Source organism: Ensifer sp. GW823-FHT05D09, from assembly GCF_058795755.1.
Genome location: NZ_JBXAIA010000008.1, coordinates 213,887 through 231,443, shown reverse-complemented (window position 1 = coordinate 231,443; position 17,557 = coordinate 213,887). Strand labels below are relative to the sequence as shown.

Genomic DNA, 17,557 nt, shown 5'->3' with positions numbered 1-17,557 from the left:
ATCGCGTTGCCCGTCTTCGGGAAGGTGGAGTTTTCGGTTGCTTTATTCTTTCCTCTATTACTCACCTTTAGACCGCAACAAAAGTCCCCGGCGGCGGCTTTTCCGATGGGCACAACCCAGAGGGCCTAAGCACGAAACCCGCTGACCACACGACTATTTCACGCAGTCCACACCAAAGGACCACACGGGCAGTCCCCACGGTGGTCGATCAGGCTATAAGACCTTCCATGAACAATCTGGAGACCACAATGGAAACCGTTGAAATCGCCGACCGCAGCGAGTTTGCCCTCTGGGCAATCCAGCGCGCCCAGGAAATCGTCGTAACCGAAGGCGCGTCTTTCGCGATGGCCGCACGCGATATGGACGACGCAGCCTTGAGTGCGGCTGCAGCAGCGCTCGGCAAGGCCATCAGCGAGGCCATGCTCGAAGTCTTTGACGGCCTCGTTTCCGACTGATTGGGCAGACACAAAGGGCAGCGCACATGCGGCCCTGTCTCCCTGTCATTGTCTGGCCTTCTGCCTTGCGAGTTCCTTCTTGAAGGCGGCGCGGGATTGCTCGACGATCCGGCCGAGCAGCCCCGGATCGACGAAGGCATCCTTGTCGCCTGCGTCTCGTCGCGCCGCCCTTCCGAGAACATCGGCGAATTCCGGATGCGCCGGCAGCACCACATCCGCCTTCATGGCCGCAAGCCGGTCGAAGCTCACCTCGAAATCACCGACGATGCCGGGGTAGCGCCTGTTGCCGAAGAGCTTGTTGCCGGCAACGGTGACGCTGCAGGGAAAGACCACCTTGAGCGCGCGTCCGTCCTCGATCGCCGATGTCGACCAGGTGGTGCAGCCCGGTGTGTGCCCTGATGTCAGCGTCGCCTTCATACTGACATCTCCGAGCGTCACGGCGTCGCCGTCGGCAAGAACATGATCGACTTTGACAGGCGGAAACGTCCCGCGCTTGTAGCTGGTCTCGCCGTCATGCAGACCGTTTTCCAGAGCCCAGCGATCGGCCGCGATCGCATGGAGCTTGGCGCCGCTATCTCGCTTGATCTGGGCTACCCCGGCGACGTGATCGTAATGGGCGTGGCTGGTAACGATGATCTTGACATCCGAGAGCTTGAAACCGAGCGCTGCGATATTGTCTTCGACAAGCGCGGCCGTGCTTTTCAGCGTGCCGTCGAGCAGGATAGCCTTTCTGCCCGAGGTGATAAGATAGGCCGACAACCCCTTGGTGCCGACGTAGTAAATGTTGCCGACGACGCGAAACGGCTTTGTCGGTCGGGACCAGTCGGCGTTGTCGGCCGTGGCCGCACTGGCCATGCAGAAGGTGGCGACCACCGTCGCCAGACCGAGCCTCTTCAACGTTCTCATACATGCCTCCGCATCTCGAATTTGGTTTCCGCGAACTTTGGATGCGCCTTGCCTAAGCAGCCGCGACGAGGACGGCAAACGACGATAATTTGCGGCAGCCATTAGAATTATTTGGATTTCGACCATCGGTGACGATCACTATCGGCAGCCGCGCCGCTGACGATTGCAGCAGCGAGAAAATTTCGACCACGCAATGCTCATGCAACCCTTGAGACCGAGTGTCGCTCGCATTGCGACCAGCGGAAGAGGGACGATAGTGAAGGGAACCGGGCTTCACGGCGACGGCGGCACGCAGCAAAGCGTGGTCCGGGCCTGTGTGCGAAGGGTTCGCACGATCGGGCGCTTCCTGCTGCTTGCTTTCACGCCCTGGCTCGCCCTCGGTTTCTTCCTTGTCGAGGCCCATGCCGAGACCAAAGGCGATGCACGAGAGAAATCCGTCGCCATCACCTTCGACGATCTGCCGCATGCCCGCGCCGGCGAAGACGGAACGGATGGGCCCTCCATCCAAAGCATCGAAGAGGCAAATGCCCGCATTCTTTCAGCCCTCAAGGCACACAAGGCGCCGGCGATCGGATTTGTCGTGGAGAGCAAGGTTCGCGCTGTCGGGCCGCGAGCGAAAACCATCCTGAAGAGTTGGACCGGACCACGGCTGACGCTCGGCAATCACACCTTCTCGCATGCGGACACCAATGCGCTCGACCTTGCCGGCATCAAGCGCGAAATCGTCGATGGCGAAAAAACGGCGCGGCAACTCCTCAAGGCCGCGGGAAAGGAGCTGCGCTTCCTGCGGTTCCCTTACAACCACACCGGCGACACCCCGGAAAAGCAGAAAGCGATCGCGACGCTTGCGGCGAAGCGTGGCTACACGATCGCCGCCTCGACCATCGACACCTCGGACTACGTCTTCGATCGCGCCTATGAACGTGCTCTTGCCGAGAACGACACGGAAGCGGCCCACCGCATCAGGACGGCCTATCTGATGCACACCCAGCAACAGATCGCCTATTACGCCGATCTCAACGCGCGGGTCCTTGGCTACGAACCACCAGCGATCATGTTGCTACACGTCAACCGACTGAATGCGGACGCGATGAAGGGGATCCTGTCGCTGTTCGAAGAAAGCGGCTACGACTTCGTCACGCTCGAGAAGGCGCAGGCCGATGCCGCCTATCGGCGTTCGCCCTCCTATGCGACGAAACACGGTCCGATGTGGGGCTATCGTTGGGCGAAAGACAGAAACGTACAGGTTGACGGCAGCCTCGAAAGAGAGCCGCCGGAATGGATCGTCAGCTACGGCGAATAGCCACAAGCTGCAACTGTCGGCCTGACCGCCCCATCACGCCCAACTCCGAGACATCGCCCATGACTTGGCAGAGCTCCCGCCCGAATGCGGTGGTGCCTATGCCGCGCTGCTCGCGGCCGCTCGCTCGGATTGCAGGCAGCTATCTTCCTTTTCCGCCATCAACCAATCGTGGAAGGCGGACATCGCCGGCGTCGGGGCGCGCGATTTCAGCCGGGTCAACCAGTAGCTGCCCATCGAGGTATAGACGTCGAAGGGCTGGCGCACCGTGCCGTTCGACAGCAGCCGGGAAAACATGAGAGGCGGCGCAAGCGCAACGCCAATGCCCTGGGCTGCCGCCTCCATCATGGCGAGCGACGAATCAAACACCACACCTTTGAGAAGCGGCGCCGGATAAGTGATGCCGGCTGCGGCAAACCAGTTCACCCATTCATCCGCCCGGTAGGAGCGCAGCAGAGTCTGGCTGAGGAGATCAGCAGGACGACGCAGCGTATCGGCCAGCTCAGGAACGCACAGGACCGAAAGCGGCGCTTCGAACAGCCGCGTCGCCTCGATGTTGTGCCACGAACCGCTGCCGAAGCGAATGGCGTAGTCGAGCCCCTCGGCCGCCATGTCGACGCGATTGTTGTTCGTCGACAACCGGATATCGATGAAAGGATATTTTTCCTGAAAATCCGCAAGCCGGGGCAACAACCAGCCAACGGCGAAGGTGCCGACGGCGCCGATCATCAGGACCTCGCGAAGATGACCGCCCTCGAAGCGTTCCATCATATCGGCCATGCGATCGAAGGAATCCTGAAGCACCGGCAACAACGCCTCGCCCTCGGCGGTGATCATCAGGCCGCGCGGCAGGCGCTTGAACAGCGTCACGTTCAGCCTGCTTTCCAGGAGCTTGACCTGATGGCTGACAGCCGCCTGCGTCACGCACAATTCGATCGCCGCGCGGGTGAAGCTCAGATGTCGTGCGGATGCCTCGAAAGCGCGCAGTGCATTGAGAGGGAGATGCGGCCTGACCATGAATGCCCTAATTCAGCTAATGGGTCCTGCAAATAAACGTCGTTTGCTGCCAAGCTGCAAGCCCTTTACGGTGAACTCATGTCGGCACCCCGTTTTGTCGGGGCATGGCCACCAACACATCGAGGTTTTGCCTCTCGTACATGCCCCCTGTGGAGGATCCAACCATGTGTCGTCTCCGCTGAACGCCCATCAGCCACGCGCCCTGCACATGTCGCACCGTCATGCCTGCGTGGATCGCCGCCGCGAACAAAAGCGGCATGTTGCGGGCTTTGGCGGCGAAGGCGGACGACGCTCCCCCTGATGGAATAGACGAAACACCGGGCTCCTGAGCCTCGCCCGCCACCGGCGCATCGCCTTCACGCAACAGGTCTGCGCATGCCAGCCGCTCCCATGAGCAGCGGATGGCGAAGCCATGTCCTTCGAACCCCGAAAGTCGCCCACATCCGCCATGAAATTCACTGCAAACCTGTTCGCCACCCTGATCAACCTTGCGACGCTTTTCGGCGTCGGGCTGGCTTTTTGCGTGGCCGCCCTGACACGTGACCTGCCGGACCATCGGGCGCTGGCGACCTGGGAGCCGGCGGTCACCACACGACTTTACGCCGGCGATGGCGCGATGATCGCGCAGTATGCGCGAGAACGCCGGTTGTTTCTGCCGATCGGCGCCATGCCGGCGCGGGTCAAGCAGGCATTCCTTTCCGCCGAGGACAAGAACTTCTACCTGCATCCCGGCATCGACGTCACGAGCCTTGCCACCGCGCTCTGGTCGAACGTCGCCAACTACGGCTCCGGCCGGCGCATGATCGGCGGCTCGACGATCACACAGCAGATCGCCAAGAACTTCCTGCTGTCTTCCGATCGGACAGTGGAGCGCAAGCTGCGCGAAGCGATCCTGTCGATCCGCATCGACCAGACCTATTCCAAGGACCGCATCCTCGAACTCTATCTCAACGACATCTATCTCGGTCTCGGCGCCTACGGGATCGCGCAGGCCGCGCTGACCTATTTCGACAAGCCGGTCGATCAGCTGACGGTGGCCGAGGCGGCCTATCTCGCCGCCCTTCCGAAAGCTCCGAACAACTACGACCCGTACCGCCATCCGGATCGCGCCGTGACCCGGCGCGACTGGGTCATCGAGCAGATGCGCCGCAACGGCGTCATCGCTGCCGACGTTGCGGCGACAGCGACCGCTTCGCCGCTCGGCATCAAGCCGAAGCGACAGGAGGCATCCGCCGACAAGGCGGACTACTTCACCGAGGAGGTCCGCCGCCAGCTCGGCACCCGCTACGGCGACGCTGCCCTATACACCGCCGGACTTTCGGTGCGCACGACGCTCGACCCACGGCTGCAGCAAGCCGCCATGCGGGCGTTGCGAAAGGGGCTCGTCGCCTACGATCAGGCAAAAGGTTACAGGGGACCGATCACCCGCCTGCCCTCGCTTGACGGATGGCAGCAGGCGCTCGCAGAGCGCCAGCCGCTTTCGGACGTGCCGGAATGGCAGCTGGCTGTCGTCCTCTCCACCGCCAAGGACAAGGTCGAACTCGGCCTCAGGCCGACAGGCACGGAAGCATCGGCAGCGTCCGCGCCGATGGCCACGATCAGCCGTGACCACTCAGCCTGGGCCTTGTGCCGGCTTAGCGAAGGCGGGCGCCGCTGTGCCACCTCTCTCAAGGATGTGCTGTCGCCGGGCGACGTTGTCTATCTCGAGAAACTGGAAACGGGTTATGTCCTGCGCCAGCCGCCGCAGGTACAGGGAGCGCTTGTCTCGATGGATCCGAACACCGGGCGTGTACTTGCGGTCGCCGGCGGCTTTTCCTATGCGCAATCGGAATTCAACCGCGCGACCCAGGCCTATCGTCAGCCCGGCTCATCGTTCAAGCCGTTCGTCTACGCGGCAGCTCTCGACACCGGCTACGCGCCGACCACGCTCGTCATGGACGCGCCGATCGCCATTCCCGATGGCACCGGCAAGACATGGCGGCCGAAGAATTACGACGGGCGCTTCAGCGGCCCCTCGACCCTGCGCACCGGACTTGAGAACAGTCGCAACCTGATGACCGTTCGCCTTGCCCGCCATCTGGGCATGGATCTTGTTGCCGACTATGGCAAACGCTTCGGCATCTACGACGAGTTGCGCACCTACCTGCCGATGGCGCTCGGCGCCGGCGAAACCACGCTGCTCAGGCTCGTATCCGCCTATGCCGTCATCGCCAATGGCGGCAAGGCCATCAATCCCTCGATGATCGACCGCGTCCAGGATCGTTATGGCCGCACGATCTATCGACAAGATGTCCGCCAGTGCCCGGACTGCAACGCGCTCTCCTGGGAAAACCAGGAGGAGCCCGATCTCGTCGATACCAGGGACTATGTGCTCGACCCGATGACGGCCTATCAGGTCACCTCGATGATGCGCGGCGTGGTTGAGCGCGGCACGGCCCGCAATGTGGCCACCCTCGGGGTACCGATCGCCGGCAAGACAGGAACGACCAACGACGAGAAGGACGTCTGGTTCGTGGGCTTCACCCCCAATATCGTCACCGGCGTCTTCCTCGGCTACGACACGCCGAAGCCGATGGGCTACGGCGAGACCGGCGGCGGACTGGCCGCGCCGATCTTCATCGACTTCATGAAGGTCGCGCTTCAGGGAAAGCCCGCAGCCGAATTTCACCCGCCCGCAGGCATGTCCTTCCAGGTGGTGGACCGCAAGACGGGACGGCCGGCCGAGGAAGGCGCGCCGGGCGCCATCTCCGAAGCCTTCAAGCCGGGAACCGGTCCCTGCGACGGCAACTGTACCATCATCGACGACCGGGAGATCGCCGAGTTGCCAGCCACTGAAGCCGACAAGGGACTCTCTCCCGATCTGCGGGAAAAGCTGCTCAGCAATACCGGCGGGCTCTACTGATATGGTTCAACGCATTTCATCACGCGCGGATCGCCGCAAGCGCATCGCCTTTCTGATCGCCATCTTTGTCGCCGTGTTCCTGACGATGCTCGGGCGCCTCGTCCAGCTCGGCACGGCCGAGATCGAGACCACCGGTTATGTGCCGAAGCGCCCCTCCGTCGGCCGCCCTTCGATCCTGGACCGGAACGGCAACCTGCTGGCGATCGATGTCCCGAGCTCCGGCGTATATGCTGAGCCCCGCTTCATCGTCGACGCCGATGAGGCGGTCGAAAAGCTGACGGCCATTTTCCCCGATCTAGATGCCCGCGAGTTGCATCAGCGCCTGAAAAGCAAGGCGCCCTTTGCCTGGATCAAGCGCCAGATCACGCCGGCGCAGGAACAGGCGCTTTGGGACGCCGGCATTCCGGCGGTCGGTTTCCAGCGCGAAAAGCGGCGCGTCTACCCGAACGGTTCGCTTGCCGCCCACGTGCTTGGCACCGTCGATATCGACAACATCGGCATCGCCGGCATCGAGAAGTGGATCGAGACGCAGGGGCTCGACGTGCTGCGCCAGACGGGCATGGATCTTTCCCATCAGAACCTGCAGCCCGTTACCCTGACGCTCGATATCCGCATCCAGCACGCGCTGCAGATCGAGCTTGCCAAGGCGATCGAGAAGTTCAAGGCAAAAGCCGGCGCCGGGCTGGTGCTCGATATCACCAATGGCGAAGTCCTGGCCCTTGCCTCCGCCCCGGATTTCGACCCCAACACCCCCGCCGATGCGCTCAAGCCCGACCGCATCAACCGCATCGCCGCTGCCACGTTCGAGATGGGATCGACGTTCAAGGCGCTGACCACGGCCATGGCGCTCGATTCCGGTCAGTTCGACATCCGCTCGGTGATCGACGCCAGCAAGCCACTCGCCTTCGGCCGGTTCCGCATCCGCGACTATCTCGGCAAGTATCGGCCACTCAGCCTGCCGGAAGCCTTCATCTATTCCTCCAACATCTCGATGGCGAAGATGGCGATCGCGCTCGGACCGGAGAACTTCCGCGCCTTTCTCTCGCGTTTCGGACAAATGTCGCGGCTGACGACCGAACTGCCGGAAAGCGCCCATCCGCAGCTGCCGCGCTCCTGGGGGCAGATCGATACGGCTACCGCCTCCTACGGCCACGGCATTGCAGTGACGCCGCTGCAGGCAAGCATCGCCGTTGCAGCCCTTGTCAATGGCGGCCGCCTGATGCGGCCCACCCTCATCAAGGGCTCCGATGTCGAGGAGCGGCTCCTTGCAACTGACCTCATCAAGCCAGAAACCGGCGAGGCCATGCGCTTTCTGCTTCGTCTCAACGCCAGGACCGGTTCGGCAAGAAAGGCAGAGGTCAAGGGTTACTTCATCGGCGGCAAGACCGGCACGGCTGAAAAGGTCGTCGGCGGGCGCTATGCCAAGGATCTAAACCTCACGTCCTTCATGGGCGTCGTGCCGGCAGATAACCCTCGCTACCTGCTGCTGACCATCCTGGACGAGCCCAAGGGCCTGCCGGAAACCTATGGCTTTCGCACCTCCGGCTGGAATGCGGCGCCGCTCGGCGGCGCTGTGTTCGAGCGCATTCTGCCGATGATGAACCTGATGCCGACATTCGCGGTTCGCGACGTCACATTTCCGTCGATTGCGGCCCAGAATGCCTATGGCTCCGAGCTGTTCTCCGGCCCGAATCGGGGAGAGCACGCAGACCCGGCAATGCCGTTGGGCACTCCTTTGTAGCTGGCCGGACCGCCTAGAGCATAGAGACGCGAGCTGCCGCGTGATATCCCGCGGTTGCGGCAATCGCGGTCAAGGCCGCGCCCCAGATCATGTCGACGATCGTCAGCGTCAGCGACCAATTGCGAAGCGTCGCCAGATTGCTGAGGTCGTATGTGCCATAGGCGACGAGCCCGAGGACGGCCCCTGCCATCAGCGCAGTGGTCCAGCTTCCGGCCTGGAGTGCGGGAGATACCGCGAAGTAGACGATGCCGGCCACGTAAATGACGTAGAAAGCGCCCGCGGCGGCGAAATTGGGCTGGTCAAGCAGCAACCCGCCCAAGCGCTCGCGATAGAACCCCGATGCGACACGCGTGAGCCACAGAAAATCCAGCACCAAAAACACGAATGCGGTGGCGAGGTATGCGGCGACGTGCACCAGCATCAAATCTGCTCCCGTCGGATAGGCCGATCGCTCATATGCCGAGCACTCATATGCCGAGCACCGGCTGGATGAGCCGGACCAACCAGCTCTTGAATTTCAAGGGCGCATCGGTGACTGCAAGGCAAATGCAATCCTCACCTTCGCTTGCCAGAGGTTGATGCGTCAGGCTGGCATCGGCCTCTTCCAGATCGCCGCGCGCAAAGACATCGCTGCCGTCGCGGAATCTTCCGGCGAGCACGAGGGTCAACTCCTGCCCCGCGTGACCATGCTCAGGCACAGGCTTGCCGGCCGGAATCCTGAGCAGTCTTGCAATGGTGCTGGTATCGGCCAACTGGATCGGGATCTGGTAAGCCCCCATCCCGAGCGAGCGCCATTTGAGGCTGTCGATATCGCCGCCAAGATAAGAACGCAGCGGCTCCGGCAAGATGGGCTCGGCACGGCCCGCCTGCGGGCGGTCTTCCGTCCGCTGCGAAACGCCAGTTTCCGCCTTCTCGATCCGGCTACGCATGCGTGCCCAGGCATCGTCGGATGCGGCACCTGTCGATATGTTTTCGAGAAGCGCTCCGCCGATCGTCTCCATCTTCGACAGGCGTTGGCGACAGGATGGGCAAAGCGCAAGATGCGTCGCAACCGCGAGGCTCCAGCCTTCCGCCAACTCGCCCGAAGCGTAGCGCAGCAGCAACTCGTCGCTAATGTGGTGGTTGATCGACATCATCGCTCCTCCAGTGCCGCGCGCAGCTTGGCAAAGGCAAGACGGATACGTGACTTCACCGTGCCGAGCGGGATCGAGAGCGCCTCGGCAATGGCACTGTGGGAGCTGTCCTCGTAGAAGGAACGTTTCAGAAGATCGAGCTGCTCGGCCGGCAAAGCCGCCATCGCGCGGCGCAGCCGCTCGGCCTCCTGAAACGCCTCAAACGCCTTGTCGGCAGGCGCCGCATCGTCCTGAACGAAGGCGGGATCATTGAGGTCGAACTCCGGTCGCTTCGTCCGGCGGTAGACATCGACCCGCACGTTACGGGCAATCGTGTAGATCCAGGTCGAGACAGTGCCGCGCGAAGGCTCGAACTGGGCAGCCTTGTTCCACACGACCATCATGGTTTCCTGCATCAGTTCCTCGGCGGCGGTGCCATCCCTGGAAAGGCGCGCCATGTAGGCCTTCACGCGCGGCGCGTAGTGGCGAAACAGCACCTCGAAGGCCTCGACATCCCGGTTCAGCCCGACCGAAACAAGCAGGCCGGACATGTCGTCCGTGGGCTGTTCCTGATCGCTTTCATCCATGCGCGTGCGCCTGCTCCCGCTTTTCGGCAAAGCCCTGGCGAGACGATCCGGACTTGGCTTCCGCTCGTTTTCGCATGGCGCCGCAAGGATGGGAACAGCGATTGTCATGCGGGTTGATACGGATGGTCGGAACCGACGGATCACCGCGCCGAAAAATTCTTCGGGCGATCGATCCAATCACGCACCGGCTTCGTAGTGATGAGCAGGTTCAAACGTGAGAGGTTCGTGAATGGATGTCGGGGGCGGAGAAAAACGGCAGCAGCGAAGGCGCGTTGCGGTCATCGGAACCGGCATATCCGGCCTGTCAGCCGCGTGGTTGCTCAGCAAGAGCATGGACGTGGTCCTCTATGAAGAAGCCGACCGCCTCGGAGGGCATGCCAACACCGTGACCGTGCCCTCCCCGATCGGTTCCGTCTCCGTCGATACCGGCTTCATCGTCTACAACGATCGCAACTACCCCAACCTTGTCGCGCTTTTCGACCATCTCGACGTCCCGACGCTTGCCTCCGACATGTCGTTCTCGGCCTCTCTGGATGGCGGGTCGTTCGAATACTCAGGATCCGGTTTGCGCGGGCTTCTCGGCCAGAGACGCAATGCGGTGCGTCCGCGCTTCTGGCGGATGCTGTCGGAGATCGTCCGGTTCTATCGCGAGGCGCCGCCCCTGCTTCGGCAACCGGAGTTCGAAGCGGTCTGCCTCGGCGACTATCTCGACCGCGGCGGCTACGCCCGCTCCTTCGTCGACGATCACCTGCTGCCGATGGGTGCAGCCATCTGGTCGACGACGGCCAGCGAAATGCGCGCCTATCCGCTGCACGCCTTCATCCGCTTCTTCGAAAGCCATGGCCTGCTTTCACTGTCGAACCGGCCGCGCTGGCGAACCGTCGAGGGAGGAAGTCGCCAATATATCCAACGGCTGATGGCAGATTTCTCGGGTACCGTGCGGCTTGCGAGCGCCGTGCGCAGCGTCCGCCGTATCGGGGGCGAGGTCGAGGTCATCGATCGACGCGGTCACGTCGACCGTTTCTCGGATGTGGTCATCGCCACCCATGCGGACCAGGCGCTTGCTATGCTCGACGATCCCGACGGCCAGGAGCGTCACCTGCTTTCGGCGTTCAAATACACGGCCAATCATGCGGTGCTCCATTGCGACGAGAACCTGATGCCGCAGCGCAAGCAAGTCTGGGCGAGCTGGAACTATATCGGCGACAGCGCACATGAGGGGGTGAAACCGCTCTGCGTCACCTATTGGATGAACCGCTTGCAGGGGATCGATCCTTCGGCGCCGCTGTTCGTGACCCTGAACCCCTGCCGTCCGGTGGCAGCGGAGCGCACGCTCGGAACCTTCGCCTACACCCACCCGCTCTTCGATCAGGTCGCCCTCGTTGCGCAGCGTCAGCTTTGGCAGCTGCAGGGACGCCGCAACACGTGGTTCTGCGGTGCCTATTTCGGCAGCGGCTTTCACGAGGACGGACTACAATCGGGCCTCGCGGTCGCAGAGGAGCTCGGCGGCGTCGACCGACCCTGGGCGGTTCACGAGCCGTCAGGCAGAATTTTCCGCAGCGAAGCATTGTTGGCAGCCGAATGAACCTGGAATCATCGATATACACCGGGCATGTCGCCCATGCCCGCCATCGGCCCCGCTCACACCGGCTGCGCTACCGCGTGTTTTCGCTGCTGCTCGATCTCGACGAACTGCCCAACCTCGACGCGGACAGCCGGTTGTTCGGCTACAACCGCGCGGCCATCTTCAGTTTTCGCGACGAAGACCATGGCGATGGCAGCAGGGGTGGTTTGAGGGATTGGGTCGGCCGACAGCTGGAGGAGGCCGGCCTCGCGGCCGGTGACCTGCGGGTGCGCGTGCTCTGCTATCCCCGAATTTTCGGGTATGTCTTCAACCCGCTGACAGTCTACTTCTGCTATCGACCCGACGCCAGCCTGTGCGCCGCGCTGTACGAAGTCTGCAACACCTTCCACGAGCGCCACACCTATGTCATCCCGGTCGGCGAACCATCCGGCGGCGCGATCAGACAGTGTTGCGACAAGGCGCTCTACGTGTCGCCATTCACCCCCATGGCAAGCCGCTACGACTTTCGCGTCGAGCCGCCGCGCGAGCGCGTTTTCGTCGGCATCAACCAGTCGGACAACGATGGTCCGCTTCTGGCGGCGAGCTTTGCCGGAAAATACCTCGCCTTCTCAGACAGGGCGCTGCTGAAGCTGCTTCTCGCCTATCCCCTGATGACCCTGAAAGTCATGGGCGCGATCCACGTGGAGGCCCTTCGGCTATGGCTCAAGGGCGTGCCCGTTCATCCACATTCGGCGGCAAACATGCCGCGCGCCACCACCATCGTCATCGAGCAAAACGCCTCTCAGCAGAGCCATGCGAAAGCGCGGGCCAGTTAGTCCCTCGCCTCAGTCGCGCAGCATTCGCCGCGTTATGGCAAATCTCAGGCGGGCGGGCATCAGCCTCAGAGCCTTCATCGCCATGGCCATCTGCCAGGGAAAGATGATCTCGTAACGGCGCGCCTTCAGCCCGCGCACGATGATCGTCGCGGCCTTGTCCGCCGGGACCAGAAACGGCATCGGAAAGTCGTTCTTCTTCGTCAAAGGCGTGTCGACGAAACCGGGATTGATCAGGCTGAGATCGATCCCAAGCTTCCTGAGTTCAGGATAGAGCGCCTCGCACATGGCAATCAGCGCCGCCTTGCTCGCGCCATAGGCTGCCGCGCCCGGCAAGCCGACGAGGCCGGCGGTGGAGGCGACGACGGCGATATGCCCGCTGCCGCGGGCGAGCATGTGCGCCATGGCGACGTCCAGGCAATGGACCGTGCCGAGAAGGTTCAGATTGACGATCGACGAGAAGCGAGTGGCATTGAAATCCTGAACACCATCACGCGCGTAAGTGCCGGCCGAGAACACGGCGAGATCCACCGGCCCGAGGCCGTCCTCGATCAGTCGGAACGCTCTGGCGACAGACGCAGCATTTGTGACGTCGACGGGAAATGCAAAGATCCGGCCGGGAACGGCGTCCTCAAGCGCCAGCAAATCGTCCTTGCTGCGCGCACTGATGGCCACCTCCCAACCTTCGCGCGCCAACTCCACCGCAAGCGCGCGCCCTATGCCGCTGCTGGCGCCGGTGATCCAGGCGATCCCGGCGGTTGTGGAAGTCTTGCGCCTCGTTGTCTCAACGACCAATTTCAGCACCCGAATGAGATTTCAACATATGCAGATACGGTGTGGCACGGCAGTTGGTTCACCCCGCCTCGATTTTTTGCCTCAAGGCGCGCTGCTCGGCCTCGCCGATCGGAAAACGCCACATCAGGGCGATCGCCGTGAGTTTGGCGGGGATCGGCAGCCAGGCGTAGAGCATCGAAAGCGCATCGAGCGCTCCGGCGGAATTGTCGCTTTCACCTGCAAAACCGGCAAGGGCAAGCAGCGGAAAGACGATGCCGACTGCGGCGGCAAGCGACAGTTTCGTCGCAAGGCTCCAGGCAGCGAAATAGACGCCGGATCGCTGTTCGCCCGAAGAGGCGGTATCCTGATCGATCACGTCCGCCTGAATGGCAGGAGGCAGCACGAGATCGAAACCGAGCATCAAGCCTGTCGCAACACAGATGGCAACGAAGAGATAGACATCCCCCGGCTCAAGAAAGCCGGCCCCGGCGAAGACGGCGCAAGCCACCGCCATCGCGATGCACCAGGCCCGGTGCTTGCCGAGGAAGCGGGCCGAGAAAAGCGCAAGCGGAACGCCAGCAAGGCCGCTGACGAAATAGGCAAGCAACAACGGCCCGCTCCATTGCGCCGCCTCCAGCCGCTGGCCAACGAAATAGAGGAACAGCGTCGCCGGGACGGCATTCGCAAAGCCGTTCATGACAAAGGCAAGGATCAGCCGCCTGAAGGGTCGATTGGCGACCAGAAAATGGCCCGCATCTCCAAGCGAGAGGCGATGCCTTGATCTATCCAGCGGTTCGGGCACGCAAAGGAAGGCGACGCATGCCGAAAATGGCAGAACGACCGCGACGAAGATGGCGAGCGGTCGCAGGCCGCCTGGGGTCGACAAGGCCTCGTTGCCGGCTGCGAACGGCAAACCGATCGCGCATAACGTCCCGAGCAGGGTCGCGCCCTCCCTCCAGGCCGAAACGCGCAGGCGCCCCGAATAGTCGTTCGCCAGTTCCGCTCCCCAGGCGGAATAGGGCAGCAGCATGCCTGTGTATCCGAGCGACAGAACAGCTGCCCAAAGAGCGAGATAGGCGAGCCCTGCGTCATCCGGCGGCCAAAACAGCATGTGGGCACCGAGTGTGGTGGGCGCGGCCGCGGCCAGAAACAGCGTGCGCCTGCGCCCGGCCCGCGCGATGATCCGGTCCGCCAGCCAGCCGATGGCGGGATCGGCGATCGCATCGACAATACGGATCGCAAGCAGCACAAGACCGACTGCGCCAAGCGGCAAACCGAGCGTGCTGACATAGAAGGTCGGAACGACGATGTAGAGCGGCAGGGCGAGGGTCGCCAGAACCACGGCGGGCAATGCGTAGGCAAGCAACAAGCGGCTTGTCAGCGGGTGCCGGCCGGAGCGAAACGTCATCGCCGGGAACGCCGAAACATGACGCTCGTCCATGCCACGGGCAGGCCGAACTTTGTCACAAGCGCCGTGTTTCGGACCTCGCCGTCATCGCCGAGCACCATGAGATCGTGGAACCGGACTTTGTTCTTCCGGGCAGCGTCGAGATAGACGACATATGAGAACCGCGCCTTGCGGCCATCGATCGTGACTGGCACGTTGCCGACCACATCCTCGCGCGAGCCGAGATATTCCCCCGGCCCCGTCTTGCGAAACCGCCAGGTCTTCGTATCTCGGGCACCATCATCGAAGGTGAAGTCTTCGCGAAGCGTCAGCGTCGCACCGTTCCAGCGCCCCAGCAAGGCGACGGAGAACCGTCGCGACACACCGTTGATCGCCGTGAAGCTGCCCGTCGCCTGAGTTCTGCCCACGAAGTAGCGTTCAAGCGAGAAGACGGGGTCTCGTGCCTGAGCGAAGATCGGCAATGCGAAGATTGAAGCCAATAAGGCAATGGCAACGATACGCATGACGAAGCTCCCGTGCGCTACGGTTGTCGTGAGCGTTGAGGTCGGTCTGGCGGTAAAGGCGTTGCGCCGTGTCATAGCGGCGGCCCGATGCGCGCGGTTCCCTTGTCGCCATTGTCCTGGATCCAGCGGATGCGGGTTTCATCAAGGCGATAGAGTTCGAAACAGAGCTGCGAACCGTCGTACCAGGTGCTGAACTTCTGGCAGAGCCGGTCACCGGCTATCCACCAGGTGCCGCTATCGCGCGGGCGGGTGAACTTTCCCAGCCCTAAAGCTTCGCCAGTACCATCGACGCGGCCGTCGCGGCGATAGTTCAACGGAAACTCCCCGCCGAACGGGACGGCAAGAAACACCGTCTTGCCGACGATCTGGTCGCGGATGTCTTCGGCCGACAGGCGATCCGATGCCGCATCACTGGAATGGGCAACGAGCATGAACAGCAAAACTGGCAGTAGACGCATACGCTCCTCCCTACCGCATCGGTGGACGTGTCGGGTTCTTCCCTGTGAGGTACGCGACATCGCTCGCCTCGGATCACCGGCGGCGGTCGAATTCATGAATGACAGAAGGCATCGGGGAAGCAGGGCCGGCGGCGGATAGCAGAATGGGCGGTGCGGCGTCCGTCGTCACGCAATCATCGGCAGGGTGGCAAAGTCGATGGGGCGCCAAAGCGCTGGAAATGTCGGCAATGAGGCGCGACATTGTCCGCTTTCAGAGGGGTGGCCGGCTCGCCCGTTGCGACAGGCGAGCCGGCCGATGACGTCAAGCCTGTTCGAACCGGCCTTCGGAGACGATCTCGGAAAGTGCCTTTCGCGGACTTGGGACTTCGCGCTCCCTCAGGCCCTCGGGCAATTGCGCCTTGTCGCCGATCCTGCCGATCGCCACAGCGGCCTCGATGCGGTAGTCGGACGGGACGCCAAGGTCGGCCCGAGCCTTGTCATAGTCGAGACCAGCCATGCCGTGCGCCTGCCAGCCGGAATAGGCGGCCTGCAGCGCCAATGCACCCCAGGCAGCGCCGGTGTCGAACGAGTGCGTGTAGGAGGGCACTTCTTCGCCGGCGCCCGGCGGCACCAGCGTTGTCTTCGACAACACGAAGACCAGCGCGGACGCGTCCTTCGCCCAGCTTTGGTTGAAGGCGTTGAGAATGCCGAACAGCTTGTCCCAATGTTCCGTGCCGCGGCGGGCATAGATGAAGTGCCAGGGCTGGGCATTGTAGGCCGAAGGTGCCCAGCGCGCCGCCTCCAGGATGCCGAACAATTCGGCTTCAGCGATGTCCGCTCCGGCATAGGCGCGTGGCGACCAGCGTTCGAGAAAGAGCGGATTGATCGGGTGGCCGGCGATCCGCGAATTGATTTCGATGGTCATGGTTTTCCTGTGTGTTGGCTTTGGTATCTGCTCTCAGCCGCAATCGCCGTCACAAGGCTTCGTAACGCTCCGGTCGGCGCTTGAGATTGGAAATCTCGTCCGAAAGCTCGGCGATGCGATCGCGAAGGTCGTTCGTCGTTCCGTCCTCGAAATCGTCGATGCCGAAACAGTCCCTTGCTTCGTAGAGCTCAAGCTTGCCTTGCAAGACATCGCGGATCGCGCTCAAGCGTTCATATTGTCGCAGGACACTCATGACACACCTCGTCAAAAGCCATCGTTGTTTAGAAATGCGCAAACAACGGAAAAGGTTTCGTTCGATTGCTCGGCTTCAAGCATTCCGAAAATTATCGAGTTAAACAGTAGATTAAAGGAACCGCGGCCCAAAGATCGTGCCAGGCTTGGAAAAGTGATCCGGCGCAGTGGCGCAACCACTCAACCCTCGCTCGGTCTATGCCTACGGCCTTTCGCCTTTCAGGTGCTGCTCCAGGAACGCCAGATTGTCCTGACCCCAATAGATCTCGCCGTCGTAGCCGAAAGTCGGGAAACCGAAGACGCCGCTCCGGACGGCATGATCGCGATCGGAGGCCCATTTCCCGGCAACGTCTTCATCACTTTCCCGCGCGCGCAGGGCGCCGCCGTCGAACCCCGCTCGGATGGCCACCGCCTCGCGCACGTCTGGCTGGCCGATATCCTCGGCGCGGACCCAGAAGGCCTCCTGCAGGGCCGCCGTCAACGCGAGCCAGTCCTTGCCGTCGAGATAGGCGGCAATCACCAGCCGCGACGCAGGCGTCGGATCGGAAAGCGTCGGACGGCCGTCGATCCGAAGGTCCTTTCCGCGAGCCCGGCTCCAACGTTTCAGGTCGCGCGTACCGTACGCGCGGCGCGCCTCCGGCTTGTTGCGCGACAGGATGCCGCCATTCTCCTCGACGACGGTTGCCAGGTACGGCTTGATTTCCGCTTCATGGCGGCGAGCCAGAGCGGCAAAGGCTTCGAGCCCGATGAACGACCAGGGAGAACCGATCGAGAAGAAATAGTCGATGCTTTTCGTCACTGCAGGAATGCCTTCATGGAGTTTGGATCGGGGACTGATGGC

General features: G+C 62.6%; 18 protein-coding genes. 6 read left to right on the top strand and 12 right to left on the bottom strand.

Annotated features, from left to right (window positions below; all coding sequences use genetic code 11):
• The first annotated feature begins 248 nt into the window (after window positions 1-248).
• A complete protein-coding gene (locus AC1Q80_RS22240) occupies window positions 249-455 on the top strand; it encodes a hypothetical protein (protein WP_077502544.1) in 207 nt (68 codons plus the stop codon).
• A 45-nt stretch (window positions 456-500) separates the two neighbouring features.
• On the opposite strand, the gene bla is transcribed toward AC1Q80_RS22240, so the two are convergent.
• Window positions 501-1,361, bottom strand: a complete 861-nt coding sequence (gene bla, locus AC1Q80_RS22235) for a subclass B3 metallo-beta-lactamase (RefSeq protein WP_492361871.1) — start codon at window positions 1,359-1,361, stop codon at window positions 501-503.
• Between the two features lie 256 nt (window positions 1,362-1,617).
• Here bla and AC1Q80_RS22230 point away from each other — a divergent pair, with 256 nt between their 5' ends.
• Window positions 1,618-2,664 (top strand): polysaccharide deacetylase family protein, encoded by a 1,047-nt coding sequence (locus tag AC1Q80_RS22230; protein WP_492361870.1) that lies wholly within the window; start codon window positions 1,618-1,620, stop codon window positions 2,662-2,664.
• A 96-nt stretch (window positions 2,665-2,760) separates the two neighbouring features.
• On the opposite strand, the gene AC1Q80_RS22225 is transcribed toward AC1Q80_RS22230, so the two are convergent.
• Window positions 2,761-3,678, bottom strand: coding sequence for a LysR family transcriptional regulator (locus AC1Q80_RS22225; protein ID WP_492361869.1), 918 nt, complete (start codon window positions 3,676-3,678; stop codon window positions 2,761-2,763).
• A gap of 448 nt (window positions 3,679-4,126) precedes the next feature.
• On the opposite strand from AC1Q80_RS22225, the gene AC1Q80_RS22220 reads away from it, so the two are divergent.
• A complete protein-coding gene (locus AC1Q80_RS22220) occupies window positions 4,127-6,580 on the top strand; it encodes a penicillin-binding protein 1A (RefSeq protein WP_492361941.1) in 2,454 nt (817 codons plus the stop codon).
• A gap of 1 nt (window position 6,581) precedes the next feature.
• Complete coding sequence (locus AC1Q80_RS22215; protein ID WP_492361868.1) at window positions 6,582-8,321, top strand: peptidoglycan D,D-transpeptidase FtsI family protein; 1,740 nt, start codon at window positions 6,582-6,584, stop codon at window positions 8,319-8,321.
• 13 nt (window positions 8,322-8,334) lie between these two features.
• On the opposite strand, the gene AC1Q80_RS22210 is transcribed toward AC1Q80_RS22215, so the two are convergent.
• From AC1Q80_RS22210 to AC1Q80_RS22200, 3 genes are read right to left on the bottom strand one after another with little or no spacing between them, the layout of a single operon-like run.
• The gene (locus AC1Q80_RS22210; protein WP_492361940.1) at window positions 8,335-8,739 is read right to left on the bottom strand and encodes a DUF2177 family protein; all 405 of its coding nucleotides are present in this window, start codon (window positions 8,737-8,739) and stop codon (window positions 8,335-8,337) included.
• A 49-nt stretch (window positions 8,740-8,788) separates the two neighbouring features.
• Window positions 8,789-9,454, bottom strand: a complete 666-nt coding sequence (locus tag AC1Q80_RS22205) for a ChrR family anti-sigma-E factor (RefSeq protein ID WP_492361939.1) — start codon at window positions 9,452-9,454, stop codon at window positions 8,789-8,791.
• Window positions 9,454-10,020 carry a sigma-70 family RNA polymerase sigma factor gene (locus tag AC1Q80_RS22200; RefSeq protein ID WP_173423257.1) on the bottom strand — a complete coding sequence of 189 codons (567 nt, stop codon included), beginning with the start codon at window positions 10,018-10,020 and terminating at the stop codon, window positions 9,454-9,456. Before AC1Q80_RS22200 ends, AC1Q80_RS22205 begins: the two co-directional genes overlap by 1 nt.
• Window positions 10,021-10,249: 229 nt before the next feature.
• Here AC1Q80_RS22200 and AC1Q80_RS22195 point away from each other — a divergent pair, with 229 nt between their 5' ends.
• Together AC1Q80_RS22195 and AC1Q80_RS22190 are read left to right on the top strand one after the other, a co-directional pair.
• Window positions 10,250-11,605, top strand: coding sequence for an NAD(P)/FAD-dependent oxidoreductase (locus tag AC1Q80_RS22195; protein ID WP_492361867.1), 1,356 nt, complete (start codon window positions 10,250-10,252; stop codon window positions 11,603-11,605).
• Window positions 11,602-12,420, top strand: a complete 819-nt coding sequence (locus AC1Q80_RS22190) for a DUF1365 domain-containing protein (RefSeq protein WP_492361866.1) — start codon at window positions 11,602-11,604, stop codon at window positions 12,418-12,420. Before AC1Q80_RS22195 ends, AC1Q80_RS22190 begins: the two co-directional genes overlap by 4 nt.
• Before the next feature lie 9 nt (window positions 12,421-12,429).
• Here the strand turns inward: AC1Q80_RS22190 and AC1Q80_RS22185 are convergent, their stop codons facing one another.
• The 7 genes from AC1Q80_RS22185 to AC1Q80_RS22155 form a co-directional block, all read right to left on the bottom strand.
• On the bottom strand, window positions 12,430-13,221 hold the full coding sequence (locus tag AC1Q80_RS22185; protein WP_492361865.1) for an SDR family NAD(P)-dependent oxidoreductase: 792 nt from the start codon (window positions 13,219-13,221) through the stop codon (window positions 12,430-12,432).
• A gap of 49 nt (window positions 13,222-13,270) precedes the next feature.
• Entirely contained in the window at window positions 13,271-14,599 is a 1,329-nt protein-coding gene (locus AC1Q80_RS22180) for an MFS transporter (RefSeq protein WP_492361864.1), read from the bottom strand.
• Window positions 14,596-15,102 carry a DUF3833 family protein gene (locus AC1Q80_RS22175; RefSeq protein WP_492361863.1) on the bottom strand — a complete coding sequence of 169 codons (507 nt, stop codon included), beginning with the start codon at window positions 15,100-15,102 and terminating at the stop codon, window positions 14,596-14,598. The genes AC1Q80_RS22180 and AC1Q80_RS22175 overlap by 4 nt, the downstream gene beginning before the upstream one ends.
• 71 nt (window positions 15,103-15,173) lie before the next feature.
• A complete protein-coding gene (locus tag AC1Q80_RS22170) occupies window positions 15,174-15,560 on the bottom strand; it encodes a hypothetical protein (RefSeq protein WP_492361862.1) in 387 nt (128 codons plus the stop codon).
• 301 nt (window positions 15,561-15,861) lie between these two features.
• Window positions 15,862-16,464: a nitroreductase family protein gene (locus tag AC1Q80_RS22165; RefSeq protein ID WP_173423264.1), complete on the bottom strand. Its 603-nt coding sequence runs from the start codon at window positions 16,462-16,464 to the stop codon at window positions 15,862-15,864.
• Between the two features lie 49 nt (window positions 16,465-16,513).
• The gene (locus AC1Q80_RS22160; protein ID WP_492361861.1) at window positions 16,514-16,717 is read right to left on the bottom strand and encodes a hypothetical protein; all 204 of its coding nucleotides are present in this window, start codon (window positions 16,715-16,717) and stop codon (window positions 16,514-16,516) included.
• A 201-nt stretch (window positions 16,718-16,918) separates the two neighbouring features.
• Window positions 16,919-17,515 (bottom strand): 2-hydroxychromene-2-carboxylate isomerase, encoded by a 597-nt coding sequence (locus tag AC1Q80_RS22155; RefSeq protein ID WP_209790158.1) that lies wholly within the window; start codon window positions 17,513-17,515, stop codon window positions 16,919-16,921.
• Window positions 17,516-17,557: the final 42 nt, after the last annotated feature.